Source organism: Pseudomonas fluorescens (assembly GCF_902497745.1).
Classification (GTDB): domain Bacteria; phylum Pseudomonadota; class Gammaproteobacteria; order Pseudomonadales; family Pseudomonadaceae; genus Aquipseudomonas; species Aquipseudomonas fluorescens_BM.
This window is the reverse complement of the sequence record NZ_CABVHJ010000038.1, coordinates 1-16086: the sequence shown is the minus strand read 5'-3', so window position 1 is coordinate 16086 and position 16086 is coordinate 1. Positions and strand designations below refer to the sequence as shown.

12 protein-coding genes, 1 tRNA gene and 1 pseudogene are annotated in these 16086 nt (G+C 55.3%); all 14 read left to right on the top strand.

All coding sequences use genetic code 11. The features are described 5' to 3' along the window. Window positions 1–342: pseudogene (locus F8N44_RS30600) on the top strand (elongation factor Tu); the annotation flags it as partial. 53 nt (window positions 343–395) lie between these two features. Continuing rightward, window positions 396–471, top strand: a tRNA-Trp gene (locus tag F8N44_RS30595). 45 nt (window positions 472–516) lie between these two features. Continuing rightward, entirely contained in the window at window positions 517–885 is a 369-nt protein-coding gene (gene secE / locus F8N44_RS30590; protein WP_007916493.1) for a preprotein translocase subunit SecE, read from the top strand. Window positions 886–894: 9 nt separating this feature from the next. Further along, window positions 895–1428, top strand: coding sequence for a transcription termination/antitermination protein NusG (gene nusG, locus F8N44_RS30585; RefSeq protein ID WP_007957598.1), 534 nt, complete (start codon window positions 895–897; stop codon window positions 1426–1428). A gap of 117 nt (window positions 1429–1545) precedes the next feature. Then, window positions 1546–1977, top strand: coding sequence for a 50S ribosomal protein L11 (gene rplK / locus F8N44_RS30580; protein WP_003228756.1), 432 nt, complete (start codon window positions 1546–1548; stop codon window positions 1975–1977). Continuing rightward, window positions 1977–2672, top strand: coding sequence for a 50S ribosomal protein L1 (rplA, locus tag F8N44_RS30575; protein WP_007916481.1), 696 nt, complete (start codon window positions 1977–1979; stop codon window positions 2670–2672). Before rplK ends, rplA begins: the two co-directional genes overlap by 1 nt. A 198-nt stretch (window positions 2673–2870) precedes the next feature. Next, window positions 2871–3371 (top strand): 50S ribosomal protein L10, encoded by a 501-nt coding sequence (gene rplJ, locus F8N44_RS30570; protein ID WP_008081912.1) that lies wholly within the window; start codon window positions 2871–2873, stop codon window positions 3369–3371. Window positions 3372–3445: 74 nt separating this feature from the next. Then, window positions 3446–3811 carry a 50S ribosomal protein L7/L12 gene (gene rplL, locus F8N44_RS30565; RefSeq protein ID WP_003228750.1) on the top strand — a complete coding sequence of 122 codons (366 nt, stop codon included), beginning with the start codon at window positions 3446–3448 and terminating at the stop codon, window positions 3809–3811. A 221-nt stretch (window positions 3812–4032) separates the two neighbouring features. Next, window positions 4033–8106, top strand: a complete 4074-nt coding sequence (rpoB, locus tag F8N44_RS30560) for a DNA-directed RNA polymerase subunit beta (protein WP_093442653.1) — start codon at window positions 4033–4035, stop codon at window positions 8104–8106. A gap of 64 nt (window positions 8107–8170) precedes the next feature. Then, window positions 8171–12370 (top strand): DNA-directed RNA polymerase subunit beta', encoded by a 4200-nt coding sequence (gene rpoC, locus F8N44_RS30555; protein ID WP_034156498.1) that lies wholly within the window; start codon window positions 8171–8173, stop codon window positions 12368–12370. A gap of 216 nt (window positions 12371–12586) precedes the next feature. Further along, a complete protein-coding gene (gene rpsL / locus F8N44_RS30550) occupies window positions 12587–12958 on the top strand; it encodes a 30S ribosomal protein S12 (RefSeq protein ID WP_003186084.1) in 372 nt (123 codons plus the stop codon). A 107-nt stretch (window positions 12959–13065) separates the two neighbouring features. Next, window positions 13066–13539: a 30S ribosomal protein S7 gene (rpsG, locus tag F8N44_RS30545; RefSeq protein WP_007916467.1), complete on the top strand. Its 474-nt coding sequence runs from the start codon at window positions 13066–13068 to the stop codon at window positions 13537–13539. A 30-nt stretch (window positions 13540–13569) separates the two neighbouring features. Beyond that, window positions 13570–15675, top strand: coding sequence for an elongation factor G (fusA, locus tag F8N44_RS30540; RefSeq protein ID WP_016984188.1), 2106 nt, complete (start codon window positions 13570–13572; stop codon window positions 15673–15675). 31 nt (window positions 15676–15706) lie between these two features. Then, window positions 15707–16086 (top strand): GTP-binding protein (locus F8N44_RS30535; protein WP_191630987.1); only part of this gene is annotated, 380 nt, incomplete at its 3' end.

Genomic DNA, 16086 nt, shown 5'->3' with positions numbered 1-16086 from the left:
ACCAAGCGTGACGACGTTGAGCGTGGTCAGGTTCTGGTTAAGCCGGGTTCGGTTAAGCCGCACACCAAGTTCACTGCAGAAGTTTACGTTCTGAGCAAGGAAGAAGGCGGTCGTCACACTCCGTTCTTCAAAGGCTACCGTCCACAGTTCTACTTCCGTACTACTGACGTGACTGGTAACTGCGAGCTGCCAGAAGGCGTTGAAATGGTAATGCCAGGTGACAACATTCAGATGACTGTTACCCTGATCAAAACCATCGCGATGGAAGACGGTCTGCGTTTCGCTATCCGTGAAGGCGGTCGTACCGTCGGCGCTGGCGTCGTAGCTAAAATCATCGAGTAAGTGGTTGTAATGTATTTTTCGGGCCGGCATAATGGTCGGCCTGATTTTGTTTTAGGTCAGTAGCTCAATTGGCAGAGCGACGGTCTCCAAAACCGTAGGTTGGGGGTTCGATTCCCTCCTGACCTGCCAGATTCACTCGGTGTGTCTGGCTTTCTTTTCACAGGATCTTCATAGATGACTCCTAAAGCTGAAGCTCAAGGCTCTCGCTTCGATCTGCTCAAGTGGCTTGTAGTTGTCGCTTTGGTGGTTGTTGGCGTTGTTGGCAATCAGTATTACTCTGCTTCGCCGATCCTGTACCGTGTACTCGCTTTGCTTGTCATTGCTGCTGTAGCTGCCTTTGTAGGCCTGCAGACTGCGAAGGGCAAGTCTTTCTTTGTACTGGTTAAGGAAGCTCGCACCGAGATTCGTAAAGTCGTGTGGCCAACTCGCCAAGAAACCACGCAGACCACCCTGATTGTGGTGGCTGTTGTTCTGGTTATGGCGTTGCTGTTGTGGGGTCTTGATTCCCTGCTCGGCTGGCTTGTTTCCTTGATTGTCGGCTAAGGGTGTCCCGTGGCTAAGCGTTGGTATGTTGTGCATGCTTACTCGGGTTACGAGAAGCATGTGATGCGCTCGCTGATCGAGCGCGTAAAGCTGGCTGGCATGGAAGATGGCTTCGGCGAGATTCTGGTTCCCACTGAAGAAGTGGTTGAAATGCGCAATGGCCAGAAGCGCAAAAGCGAACGCAAGTTCTTTCCAGGCTATGTGCTGGTTCAGATGGATATGAATGAGGGTACTTGGCACTTGGTCAAGGATACTCCTCGGGTGATGGGTTTCATTGGCGGTACTGCCGATAAGCCTGCGCCAATCACCGATAAAGAGGCGGAAGCAATTCTGCGTCGTGTTGCTGATGGTAGCGACAAGCCGAAGCCGAAGACTCTCTTCGAGCCAGGTGAGACGGTGCGAGTCAATGACGGTCCATTCGCTGATTTCAATGGCGTTGTTGAAGAAGTTAACTACGAAAAGAGCCGGATCCAAGTGGCAGTGCTCATTTTCGGTCGCTCTACTCCGGTAGAGTTGGAGTTCAGTCAGGTCGAAAAGGTCTAGCTGGACAAGCATCCCAACCCCGCAGCCCTAGGCTGTGGGGTTTTGTCGTCACTGGGATAAACGCGCAAGTAACCGGGGAGCCTTTCGAGGCGTTTGAACCCGTAATTGGAGTGCCTCATGGCCAAGAAAATTACCGCTTACATCAAGCTGCAAGTGAAGGCCGCTCAGGCTAACCCAAGCCCACCTGTTGGTCCTGCTCTGGGTCAGCACGGCGTGAACATCATGGAATTCTGCAAGGCTTTCAACGCCCGTACTCAGGGTCTTGAAGCAGGTCTGCCGACTCCAGTGATCATCACTGTCTACAGCGACCGTAGCTTCACTTTCGAAACCAAATCCACCCCTGCTTCGGTTCTGCTGAAGAAGGCGGCCGGTCTGACCAGCGGTTCCGCTCGTCCGAACACCGTTAAGGTTGGCACCGTTACCCGTGCTCAGCTGGAAGAAATCGCGAAAACCAAAAACGCGGATCTGACTGCAGCTGATATGGATGCAGCCGTGCGTACTATCGCCGGTTCTGCTCGTAGCATGGGCCTTAACGTGGAGGGTGTGTAATGGCTAAGCTGACCAAGCGTCAAAAGGCTATCGCCGGCAAAATCGAAGCAGGCAAGGCCTACAACATTGTAGACGCCGCTGCTCTGCTGGCTGAGCTGTCGACTGTCAAGTTCAGCGAGTCGTTCGACGTTGCTGTAAACCTGGGTGTAGACCCGCGTAAATCCGACCAGGTTGTTCGTAGCGCTACTGTGCTGCCACACGGCACTGGCAAGACTGTTCGCGTTGCTGTGTTCACTCAGGGTCCAGCTGCTGAGGCCGCTCTGGCTGCCGGCGCTGACCGTGTAGGTATGGACGATCTGGCTGCCGAAATGAAAGGCGGCGACCTGAACTATGACGTAGTGATCGCATCCCCTGATGCAATGCGCGTTGTAGGTCAACTGGGTCAGATCCTCGGTCCACGTGGTCTGATGCCTAACCCTAAGGTTGGTACTGTAACTCCAGACGTAGCTACCGCGGTTAAAAACGCTAAAGCTGGTCAGGTTCGTTATCGCACCGACAAAAACGGCATCATTCACACTTCCGTTGGCAAGATGGGCTTCGACGCCGTCAAGTTGAAGGAAAACGTTGAAGCCCTGATCGCTGATCTGAAGCGTATCAAGCCTGCTTCTTCGAAAGGTATCTACGTCAAGCGCGTTACCCTGAGCACCACCATGGGCCCAGGTCTGGTTATCGATCAGAGCTCGCTGGACGCGTAAGACAAAGGTTGGCGCGATGGTTCGCGCCAATTGAAAGATTGGGGTCCCTGCCTGGCGGGGGCTATCCAAGACCGTAGGCGACGCAAGTCTTAAACCTTAAGCCTACGCAGATGGTGCTCCCGGTTCCTTACCGAATCAGACACCAAAACGACATTCGGTTCCGATCGAATGAAACGGTAACAAGCAGGAGTTAAACCCGTGGCAATTAATCTCGAAGACAAGAAGGCCATCGTCGCTGAAGTCAACGAGGCTGCCAAAGTCGCTCTGTCCGCTGTCGTGGTTGATGCACGTGGCGTAACAGTAGGCGCAATGACCGGACTCCGTAAAGAGGCTCGTGAAGCTGGCGTTTACGTACGTGTTGTACGTAACACCCTGCTCAAGCGCGCTGTTGCTGACACTCAATATAGTGTCCTCAACGACGTGTTCACCGGCCCGACCCTGATTGCATTCTCCAACGAACATCCGGGCGCTGCTGCTCGCATCTTCAAAGAGTTTGCCAAGGGTCAGGACAAGTTCGAGATCAAGGCAGCTGCGTTCGAGGGCAAGTTCCTCGCAGCTAATCAGATCGACGTACTGGCAACCTTGCCGACCCGTGACGAAGCAATTTCTCAGCTGATGAGCGTGATTCAAGGCGCTACCAGTAAATTGGCTCGTACTCTGGCGGCAATTCGCGACCAGAAAGAAGCTGCTGCAGCCTAAGGCTCGTCAACTTCTCGCGTTTTTTGTTTATTTCGATGGTCGCGTAGGCCGTCCCCCAATTCAGGAATTGAGTCATGTCTCTGACTAACGAACAAATCATCGAAGCAATCGGCCAGAAATCCGTAGTGGAAATCGTTGAGCTGATCAAAGCGATGGAAGAAACTTTCGGTGTTACCGCTGCTGCTGCTTCGGCTGGTCCAGCTGCTGCTGCCGCTGTTGTTGAAGAGCAAACCGAGTTCAACGTTGTTCTGCTGGAAGCTGGCGAGAAGAAGGTTAACGTGATCAAGGCAGTTCGTGAACTGACCGGTCTGGGCCTGAAAGAAGCCAAAGAGAAAGTAGACGGCGCTCCTCAGGTTGTAGCTGAAGGCGTTTCGAAAGAAGCGGCTGAAGACGCCAAGAAGAAGCTGGAAGAAGCAGGCGCTAAAGTCGAGCTGAAATAAGTATCGACTTTGCTCCTCCAGCCCGAGCGTCAAGCGACAGGCTGATGGCTGGTGGCTCTTGCCACCGGCCTTTTTCCGTTATTGGCAGCCGACTGGGTCGGTGCTGATAAAGGCGCTGTAACCACCCGATGCGGTGGCGCAAACCATGGGGTTTGCACGATTTTCTGGCTGCTCCCGTCGGGAGGGGCCAAACAAGCAGGTGACCAAGCTGGGGAACGCTGATGGCTTACTCATATACTGAGAAAAAACGTATCCGCAAGGACTTTAGCAAGTTGCCGGACGTCATGGATGTGCCTTACCTCCTGGCCATCCAGCTGGATTCGTATCGTGAATTCTTGCAAGCGGGAGCGACTAAAGATCAGTTCCGCGACGTGGGCCTGCATGCGGCCTTCAAATCCGTTTTCCCGATCATCAGCTACTCCGGCAATGCTGCGCTGGAGTACGTCGGTTATCGCCTGGGCGAACCGGCATTTGATGTCAAAGAATGCGTATTGCGCGGTGTAACTTTCGCCGTACCTTTGCGGGTAAAAGTGCGCCTGATCATTTTCGACAAAGAATCGTCGAACAAAGCGATCAAGGACATCAAAGAGCAAGAAGTCTACATGGGTGAAATTCCCCTGATGACTGAGAACGGTACCTTCGTAATCAACGGTACCGAGCGTGTAATCGTTTCCCAGCTGCACCGTTCCCCGGGCGTGTTCTTCGACCACGACCGCGGCAAGACGCATAGCTCCGGCAAACTGCTGTACTCCGCGCGCATCATTCCTTACCGCGGTTCGTGGCTGGACTTCGAGTTCGACCCGAAAGACTGCGTGTTCGTGCGTATCGACCGTCGTCGCAAGCTGCCGGCATCGGTACTGCTGCGCGCGCTCGGCTATACCACTGAAGAAGTGCTGGACGCTTTCTACACCACCAACGTTTTCCACCTGAGCGGTGAAACCCTCAGCCTGGAACTGATTGCTTCGCGTCTGCGTGGTGAAATTGCGGTTCTGGACATTCAGGACGAGAAGGGCAAGGTCATTGTTGAAGCGGGCCGCCGTATTACCGCGCGCCACATCAACCAGATCGAAAAAGCCGGCATCAAGACTCTGGAAGTACCTTTGGACTACGTCCTGGGCCGTACTACCGCCAAGGTCATCGTGCACCCGGCTACCGGCGAAATCCTGGCAGAGTGCAACACCGAGCTGAACACTGAAGTCCTGGCAAAAATTGCCAAGGCCGGCGTTGTTCGCATCGAAACTCTGTACACCAACGATATCGACTGCGGTCCGTTCGTCTCCGACACGCTGAAGATCGACTCCACCAGCAACCAATTGGAAGCGCTGGTCGAGATCTATCGCATGATGCGTCCAGGCGAGCCGCCAACCAAAGACGCTGCCGAAACCCTGTTCAACAACCTGTTCTTCAGCCCTGAGCGCTATGATCTGTCTGCGGTCGGCCGGATGAAGTTCAACCGTCGTATCGGTCGTACCGAGATCGAAGGTTCGGGCGTGCTGTGCAAGGAAGACATCGTCGCGGTACTGAAGACTCTGGTCGACATCCGTAACGGTAAAGGCATTGTCGATGACATCGACCACCTGGGTAACCGTCGTGTTCGCTGCGTAGGCGAAATGGCCGAGAACCAGTTCCGCGTTGGCCTGGTACGTGTTGAGCGTGCGGTCAAAGAGCGTCTGTCGATGGCTGAAAGCGAAGGCCTGATGCCGCAAGACCTGATCAACGCCAAGCCAGTGGCTGCAGCGGTGAAAGAGTTCTTCGGTTCCAGCCAGCTCTCGCAGTTCATGGACCAGAACAACCCGCTGTCCGAGATTACCCACAAGCGTCGTGTCTCTGCACTCGGCCCTGGCGGTCTGACCCGTGAGCGCGCAGGCTTTGAAGTCCGTGACGTACACCCGACTCACTACGGTCGTGTATGCCCGATTGAAACGCCGGAAGGTCCGAACATCGGTCTGATCAACTCCCTGGCTGCTTACGCTCGCACCAACCAGTACGGCTTCCTGGAAAGCCCGTACCGCGTGGTGAAAGAGGGTGTGGTCACCGACGAGATCGTGTTCCTGTCCGCTATTGAAGAAGCCGATCACGTGATCGCGCAGGCTTCGGCGACCATGAACGACCAGAAAGTCCTGATCGACGAACTGGTGGCCGTACGTCACCTGAACGAATTCACCGTCAAGGCGCCTGAAGAAGTCACCTTGATGGACGTTTCGCCGAAGCAGGTAGTTTCGGTTGCAGCGTCGTTGATTCCGTTCCTCGAGCACGACGACGCCAACCGTGCGTTGATGGGTTCGAACATGCAGCGTCAAGCTGTACCAACCCTGCGCGCTGACAAGCCGCTGGTAGGTACCGGCATGGAGCGTAACGTAGCCCGTGACTCCGGCGTTTGCGTCGTGGCTCGTCGTGGCGGCGTGATCGATTCCGTCGACGCCAGCCGTATCGTGGTTCGTGTTGCTGATGACGAAGTTGAAACCGGCGAAGCTGGTGTCGACATCTACAACCTGACCAAATACACCCGCTCGAACCAGAACACCTGCATCAACCAGCGTCCGCTGGTGAGCAAGGGTGATCGCGTTCAGCGTAGCGACATCATGGCCGACGGCCCGTCCACCGACATGGGTGAACTGGCGCTGGGTCAGAACATGCGCATCGCGTTCATGGCATGGAACGGCTTCAACTTCGAAGACTCCATCTGCCTGTCCGAGCGTGTGGTTCAGGAAGACCGTTTCACCACGATCCACATTCAGGAACTGACCTGTGTGGCCCGTGACACCAAGCTTGGCCCAGAGGAAATCACTGCGGACATCCCTAACGTGGGTGAAGCTGCACTGAACAAGCTGGACGAAGCCGGTATCGTTTACGTAGGTGCTGAAGTTGGCGCAGGCGACATCCTGGTGGGTAAGGTCACTCCGAAAGGCGAGACCCAACTGACTCCGGAAGAAAAACTGCTGCGTGCAATCTTCGGTGAAAAAGCCAGCGACGTTAAAGACACCTCCCTGCGCGTACCTACCGGTACCAAAGGTACTGTCATCGACGTACAGGTCTTCACTCGCGACGGCGTTGAGCGTGATGCTCGTGCACTGTCGATCGAGAAGTCCCAGCTGGACGAGATCCGCAAGGATCTGAACGAAGAGTTCCGTATCGTTGAAGGCGCTACTTTCGAACGTCTGCGTTCCGCTCTGGTAGGCCACAAGGCTGAAGGCGGCGCAGGTCTGAAGAAAGGTCAGGACATCACCGACGAAGTTCTCGACGGTCTTGAGCATGGTCAGTGGTTCAAACTGCGCATGGCTGAAGATGCTCTGAACGAGCAGCTCGAGAAGGCTCAGGCCTACATCGTTGATCGCCGCCGCCTGCTGGACGACAAGTTCGAAGACAAGAAGCGCAAACTGCAGCAGGGCGATGACCTGGCTCCAGGCGTGCTGAAAATCGTCAAGGTTTACCTGGCAATCCGTCGTCGCATCCAGCCGGGCGACAAGATGGCCGGTCGTCACGGTAACAAAGGTGTGGTCTCTGTGATCATGCCGGTTGAAGACATGCCGCACGATGCCAATGGCACCCCGGTCGACGTCGTCCTCAACCCACTGGGCGTACCTTCGCGTATGAACGTTGGTCAGATCCTCGAAACCCACCTCGGCCTCGCGGCCAAAGGTCTGGGCGAGAAGATCAACCGGATGGTCGAAGAGCAGCGTAAAGTCGCTGAGCTGCGTACCTTCCTGGACGAGATCTACAACCAGATCGGCGGTCGTAACGAAGATCTGGACAGCTTCTCCGATCAGGAAATCCTGGATCTGGCGAAGAACCTGCGTGGCGGTGTTCCAATGGCCACCCCAGTGTTCGACGGCGCGAAGGAAAGCGAAATCAAGGCCATGCTGAAACTGGCAGACCTGCCGGAAAGCGGCCAGATGCAGCTGACTGACGGCCGTACCGGCAACAAGTTCGAGCGTCCAGTTACCGTTGGCTACATGTACATGCTGAAGCTGAACCACTTGGTAGACGACAAGATGCACGCGCGTTCTACCGGTTCGTACAGCCTGGTTACCCAGCAGCCGCTGGGTGGTAAGGCGCAGTTCGGTGGTCAGCGTTTCGGGGAGATGGAGGTCTGGGCACTGGAGGCATACGGTGCTGCTTACACTCTGCAAGAAATGCTCACAGTGAAGTCGGACGATGTGAACGGCCGTACCAAGATGTACAAAAACATCGTGGATGGCGATCACCGTATGGAGCCGGGCATGCCCGAGTCCTTCAACGTGTTGATCAAGGAAATTCGTTCCCTCGGCATCGATATCGATCTGGAAACCGAATAACACGTGACGCGAATCGAGAGCGGGGCAGGATTGCCCGCTCTCTGCTCCGCCAGGAGGAAAGGCCTTGAAAGACCTACTGAATTTGCTGAAAAACCAGGGTCAAGTCGAAGAGTTCGACGCCATCCGTATCGGATTGGCCTCGCCTGAGATGATCCGCTCATGGTCGTTCGGTGAAGTTAAAAAGCCGGAAACCATCAACTACCGTACGTTCAAACCTGAGCGTGACGGTCTGTTCTGCGCCAAGATCTTTGGCCCGGTAAAGGATTACGAGTGCCTGTGCGGTAAGTACAAGCGCTTGAAGCACCGTGGTGTGATCTGTGAGAAGTGCGGCGTTGAAGTTGCACTGGCCAAGGTTCGTCGTGAGCGCATGGCGCACATCGAACTGGCTTCGCCGGTTGCCCATATCTGGTTCCTGAAATCGCTGCCGTCCCGTATCGGCTTGCTGATGGACATGACCCTGCGTGATATCGAACGCGTTCTCTACTTCGAGAGCTATGTCGTTATCGATCCAGGCATGACCACCCTTGAAAAAGGTCAGCTGCTGAACGACGAGCAGTACTTCGAAGCGCTGGAAGAGTTCGGTGACGACTTCGACGCCCGTATGGGTGCTGAAGCTGTCCGTGAACTGCTGCACGCAATCGACCTGGAACACGAGATTGGCCGTCTGCGCGAAGAAATTCCGCAAACCAACTCCGAAACCAAGATCAAGAAGCTGTCCAAGCGTCTGAAGTTGATGGAAGCCTTCCAGGGTTCCGGCAACTTGCCAGAGTGGATGGTGCTGACCGTTCTGCCGGTTCTGCCGCCAGATCTGCGTCCACTGGTCCCGCTGGACGGCGGTCGTTTCGCGACTTCCGACCTCAACGATCTGTATCGTCGAGTGATCAACCGTAACAACCGTTTGAAGCGCCTGCTGGATCTGTCCGCTCCGGACATTATCGTGCGCAACGAAAAGCGTATGTTGCAGGAAGCTGTCGATGCTCTGCTCGACAACGGTCGTCGTGGCCGCGCTATCACCGGTTCCAACAAGCGTCCTCTGAAATCCCTGGCTGACATGATCAAGGGTAAGCAAGGTCGTTTCCGTCAGAACTTGCTCGGTAAGCGTGTTGACTACTCCGGTCGTTCGGTAATTACCGTAGGCCCGACTCTGCGTCTGCATCAGTGCGGTCTGCCGAAGAAAATGGCTCTCGAGCTGTTCAAACCGTTCATTTTCGGCAAGCTTGAAATGCGTGGTCTCGCGACCACCATCAAAGCGGCCAAGAAAATGGTCGAGCGCGAACTGCCAGAGGTTTGGGACGTTCTTGCTGAAGTGATTCGCGAACACCCGGTTCTTCTCAACCGTGCACCGACCCTTCACCGTCTGGGTATCCAGGCGTTTGAACCGGTACTGATCGAAGGTAAGGCTATCCAGCTGCACCCGCTGGTCTGCGCCGCGTACAACGCCGACTTCGACGGCGACCAAATGGCCGTGCACGTACCGCTGACACTGGAAGCCCAGTTGGAAGCGCGCGCGTTGATGATGTCGACCAACAACATTCTGTCGCCAGCCAACGGTGAGCCAATCATCGTTCCGTCGCAGGACGTTGTATTGGGTCTGTACTACATGACTCGTGAGGCGATCAACGCCAAAGGCGAAGGTCGTGTGTTCGCGGATCTGCAGGAAGTTGACCGTGTGTTCCGTGCCGGCGAAGCCGCACTGCACGCCAAGGTTAAAGTACGTATCAACGAAACCGTCAACGACCGTGACGGCAACAGCGTGAGCGGTACCCGTATCGTCGACACCACTGTCGGCCGTGCGCTGCTGTTCCAGGTTGTGCCAAAAGGTCTGTCGTACGACGTCGTCAACCTGCCGATGAAGAAGAAGGCGATCTCCAAGCTGATCAACCAGTGCTACCGCGTGGTTGGTCTGAAAGAGACCGTGATCTTCGCTGACCAGTTGATGTACACCGGTTTCGCTTACTCGACCATCTCCGGCGTTTCCATCGGTGTTAACGACTTCGTTATCCCTGACGAGAAAGCCCGCATCATCGGTGCTGCCACCGACGAAGTGAAAGAGATCGAGAGCCAGTACGCCTCCGGCCTGGTAACCCAGGGCGAGAAGTACAACAAAGTGATCGACCTTTGGTCGAAAGCGAACGACGAAGTTTCCAAGGCAATGATGGCCAACCTCTCGAAAGAGAAGGTTATCGACCGTCATGGCGTTGAAGTCGATCAAGAGTCTTTCAACTCGATGTACATGATGGCCGACTCGGGTGCGCGGGGTTCCGCAGCACAGATTCGTCAGCTGGCCGGTATGCGTGGTCTGATGGCCAAGCCGGACGGTTCCATCATTGAAACGCCGATTACTGCGAACTTCCGTGAAGGTTTGAGCGTACTTCAGTACTTCATCTCCACTCACGGTGCTCGTAAAGGTCTGGCGGATACCGCGTTGAAAACTGCGAACTCCGGTTACCTGACTCGTCGTCTGGTAGACGTGGCGCAAGATCTGGTTGTAACCGAGATCGATTGCGGCACCGAACACGGTCTGCTGATGACTCCGCACATTGAAGGCGGTGACGTTGTAGAGCCGTTGGGTGAACGCGTATTGGGTCGTGTCATTGCCCGTGACGTATTCAAGCCAGGCACCGAGGACGTTATCGTTCCGGCCGGTACTCTGGTTGACGAGAAGTGGGTTGAGTTCATCGAGCTGAACAGCATCGACGAAGTGATCGTGCGTTCGCCGATCAGCTGCGAAACCCGCTATGGCATTTGCGCCAAGTGCTACGGCCGTGATCTGGCTCGTGGTCACCAGGTGAACATCGGTGAAGCGGTCGGCGTTATCGCTGCCCAGTCCATCGGTGAGCCGGGTACCCAGCTGACGATGCGTACGTTCCACATCGGTGGTGCGGCAAGCCGTACTTCCGCAGCCGACAGCGTTCAGGTGAAGAATGGCGGTACCGTCCGTCTGCACAACCTGAAACACGTTGAGCGAGTGGATGGTCACCTGGTTGCTGTGTCCCGTTCCGGTGAGCTGGCCATCGCTGATGACTTCGGTCGTGAGCGCGAGCGTTACAAGCTGCCGTACGGCGCTGTGATTTCGGTTAAAGAGGGTGACAAGGTCGACGCTGGCGCAATCGTGGCCAAGTGGGATCCGCACACTCACCCGATCGTTACCGAAATGAAAGGTACCGTGACCTACGTGGGCATGGAAGAAGGCATCACGATCAAGCGTCAGACTGACGAATTGACCGGTATGACCAACATTGAAGTACTCGACGCGAAAGATCGTCCAGCTGCGGGCAAGGAAATCCGTCCAGCAGTGAAGATGGTCGACGACAACGGCAAGGATCTGTTGCTGCCAGGCACTGACGTTATCGCTCAGTACTTCCTGCCAGCCAACGCCCTGGTCGGTGTTGCGGATGGTGCGAAGATCGCGATCGGTGATGTTATCGCGCGTATCCCGCAAGAAACTTCGAAGACCCGCGACATCACCGGTGGTCTGCCGCGTGTTGCCGACTTGTTCGAAGCTCGTCGTCCGAAAGAAGCGTCGATTCTGGCTGAAGTCAGCGGCACCATCGCGTTCGGTAAAGAGACCAAAGGCAAGCGCCGTCTGGTTATTACCCCGAACGACGGTAGCGATCCGTACGAAGAGCTGATTCCGAAGTGGCGTCACCTGAACGTGTTCGAAGGCGAACAGGTAAACCGCGGCGAAGTTATCTCCGACGGCCCAAGCGATCCGCACGACATCCTGCGTCTGCTGGGTGTGAGCGCGCTGGCCAAGTACATCGTTAACGAGATCCAGGACGTTTACCGTCTGCAAGGCGTGAAGATCAACGATAAGCACATCGAGACCATCCTGCGTCAGATGCTGCGTAAAGTTGAAATTGCTGAATCCGGCGATTCGAGTTTCATCAAGGGCGACCAGATGGAACTGACTCACGTACTTGTAGAAAACGAGCGTTTGGGTGGCGAAGACAAGTTCGTCTCCAAGTACACTCGCGTTCTGTTGGGTATTACCAAGGCGTCGTTGTCCACCGAATCGTTCATCTCGGCGGCTTCCTTCCAGGAAACCACCCGCGTACTGACCGAAGCGGCAGTCACCGGCAAGCGCGATTACCTGCGCGGCCTGAAAGAAAACGTAGTCGTGGGTCGTCTGATCCCGGCCGGTACCGGTCTGGCATATCACAGCGAGCGCAAGCGTCGCCGTGATGCTGACAAGCCGTTGCGCGTAAGCGCCAGTGAAGTGGAAGCTGCACTGACCGAAGCGCTGAACTCGAGCGGTAACTGAGTTCTGCGGTAAATGAGCGTAAGGCCCTGATCGCTCCGTTCATCGAATCGAGACATTTTGTCGAGGTTCGAAGGGCGGGGAGGTCGGGGCCTTGCCTTGACTGGGGGCAAGATCCTCTTTAGACTCTTGATCCCCTAAATTTGGCGGGAATTCGTTCCTGCCATTTTGCTTTTCTTGCAAGACAATAGCGTCGCAAGACAACAGTGGAGCTAGTAGATGGCAACTATCAACCAGCTGGTACGTCAGCCGCGTAAGCGTATCGTCGAGAAATCCGACGTACCTGCGCTGCAGAACTGCCCGCAACGTCGTGGCGTGTGCACCCGTGTGTACACCACTACGCCGAAAAAACCTAACTCGGCACTGCGTAAAGTATGCCGTGTGCGCCTGACCAACGGTTTCGAGGTTTCCTCGTACATCGGTGGTGAAGGTCACAACCTGCAAGAGCACAGCGTGGTACTGATCCGCGGCGGTCGTGTAAAAGACTTGCCAGGTGTTCGTTACCACACCGTTCGCGGCTCCTTGGATACTTCCGGCGTTAAAGGCCGTAACCAGGGTCGTTCGAAGTACGGTACCAAGCGTCCGAAGTAATCGGTCGTTTTGCAGATTTTCATTTTATTGAGTCGATAAGAGTAAGGTCGGGCACGCATCCATTGGATCTGTCCCGAGCTAACCTGAAGACCGCTTGAGGGCTTATCATGCCAAGACGTCGCGTAGCAGCAAAGCGTGAGATTCTGGACGATCCGAAATACGGAAGCCAGATCCTCGCCAAATTCATGAACCACGTTATGGAAAGCGGCAAGAAAGCCGTTGCCGAGCGTATCGTTTATGGTGCCCTGGAAACCGTTGCGACCCGTAAGGCTGGCACCGATCCCCTGGAACTCTTCGAAAAAGCACTCGACGCCATCGCTCCGCTGGTCGAAGTGAAGTCGCGCCGCGTTGGTGGTGCTACTTACCAGGTTCCGGTCGAGGTTCGTCCTTCCCGTCGTAACGCTCTGGCAATGCGCTGGTTGGTAGACTTCGCCCGTAAGCGTGGCGAGAAGTCTATGGCTCTGCGTTTGGCTGGCGAACTGCTGGATGCTGCTGAAGGTAAAGGTGCTGCTGTTAAGAAGCGTGAAGACGTGCACCGTATGGCTGAAGCCAACAAAGCTTTCTCGCACTACCGCTTCTAATTTTAGCTTCACTAATTTTGCGAGGGCTTTATGGCTCGTACTACTCCGATTAGCCGCTACCGTAACATCGGTATCGTCGCTCACGTGGATGCTGGTAAAACCACCACCACCGAGCGCGTCCTTTTTTACACCGGCAAAAGTCACAAAATGGGCGAGGTGCATGATGGCGCCGCGACCACAGACTGGATGGTGCAGGAGCAGGAGCGTGGTATTACCATTACTTCTGCTGCCATCACCGCTTTCTGGAAAGGTTCCGAGAAGCAGTACAAGGACGAGCACCGCTTCAACGTAATCGATACCCCGGGCCACGTTGACTTCACTATTGAAGTTGAGCGCTCCCTGCGCGTACTCGACGGCGCTGTCGTTGTGTTCTGCGGTACTTCGGGTGTTGAGCCTCAGTCGGAAACCGTATGGCGTCAAGCCAACAAATACGGTGTTCCACGTCTTGTTTACGTAAACAAGATGGACCGTGCTGGTGCCAACTTCCTGCGCGTGATCGGTCAGATCAAGCAGCGTCTGGGTCACACTCCGGTGCCGATCCAGTTGGCCATCGGTTCCGAAGACAACTTCCAGGGTCAGATCGATCTGATCAACATGCAAGCTGTCTACTGGAACGACTCTGACAAGGGTATGGTCCCTGTTCGCAAGGACATTCCTGCTGAGCTCCAAGAGCTGGCTGAAGAGTGGCGCAACAACATGGTTGAAGCTGCTGCTGAAGCCAACGAAGAGCTGATGAACAAGTACCTGGAAGGCGAAGAGCTGTCGATCGAAGAGATCAAAGCTGCTTTGCGTCAGCGTACTATCGCTGGCGAAATCGTTCTGGCTGTTTGCGGTTCTTCGTTCAAGAACAAGGGCGTTCCCCTGGTTCTCGACGCCGTTATCGACTTCCTGCCTGCACCGACCGACATTCCTGCGATCAAGGGTACTGACCCTGATAACGAGGAAATCGAGCTGGAGCGTCATGCAGACGATGCGGAGCCGTTCTCGGCTCTGGCGTTCAAGATCGCTACCGACCCATTCGTGGGTACCTTGACCTTCGTCCGTGTTTACTCGGGCGTGTTGAACTCCGGCGACGGCGTGATCAACTCGGTTAAAGGTAAAAAAGAGCGCGTGGGTCGTATGGTGCAAATGCACGCAAACGCCCGTGAAGAGATCAAGGAAGTACGCGCTGGTGACATCGCGGCCCTGATCGGCATGAAGGACGTCACCACTGGTGAAACCCTCTGCAACGCTGACAAGCCAATCATCCTGGTTCGCATGGACTTCCCGGAGCCGGTTATTTCGGTTGCCGTAGAGCCTAAGACCAAGGATGACCAGGAAAAAATGGGTATCGCTCTGGGCAAACTTGCTCAGGAAGACCCGTCTTTCCGCGTTAAAACTGATGAAGAGACTGGTCAAACGATCATCTCCGGCATGGGCGAGCTGCACCTGGACATCCTGGTTGACCGGATGCGCCGTGAGTTCAACGTCGAAGCCAACATCGGCAAGCCTCAGGTTTCGTATCGTGAGCGCATCACGAAGAACTGTGAAATCGAAGGCAAGTTCGTTCGTCAGTCCGGCGGTCGTGGTCAGTTCGGCCACTGCTGGATCCGTTTTGCTCCTGCTGACGAAGGTCAGGAAGGTCTGCAATTCGTGAACGAAGTTGTAGGTGGTGTGGTTCCTAAGGAATACATCCCGGCTATCCAGAAGGGTATCGAAGAGCAGATGAAGAACGGCGTTGTTGCCGGCTATCCGCTGATCGGCCTGAAGGCTACCGTGTTCGATGGTTCTTACCACGACGTCGACTCCAACGAGATGGCGTTTAAAGTGGCTGCCTCCATGGCGACCAAGCAACTGGCCCAGAAGGGCGGTGGTGAGTTGCTTGAGCCGATCATGGCTGTAGAGGTTGTTACGCCTGAAGACTATATGGGTGATGTGATGGGCGACCTTAACCGTCGTCGCGGCATGATCCAGGGTATGGAAGACACAGTGTCCGGCAAGGTTATCCGTGCCGAGGTTCCACTGGGTGAGATGTTCGGTTATGCGACCGACGTTCGTTCCATGTCCCAGGGTCGCGCAAGCTACTCTATGGAATTCAAAAAATACGATACGGCTCCGTCGCACATCGTCGAATCCGTAACCAAAAAACAAGGCTGATTCAGCCCCTTTAGGCTAGGAGTTAATTGTCGTGGCTAAAGAAAAATTTGATCGTTCCCTACCGCACGTCAACGTTGGCACCATTGGTCACGTTGACCACGGTAAAACCACTCTGACTGCTGCTCTGACTCGCGTTTGCTCCGAAGTTTTCGGTTCTGCAATCGTTGACTTCGACAAGATCGACAGCGCACCAGAAGAAAAAGCTCGCGGTATCACCATCAACACCGCACACGTTGAGTACAACTCGAAGATCCGTCACTACGCTCACGTTGACTGCCCAGGTCACGCTGACTATGTGAAGAACATGATCACCGGTGCTGCTCAAATGGACGGCGCTATTCTGGTTTGCTCGGCCGCTGATGGTCCGATGCCACAAACCCGTGAGCACATCCTGCTGTCCCGTCAGGTAGG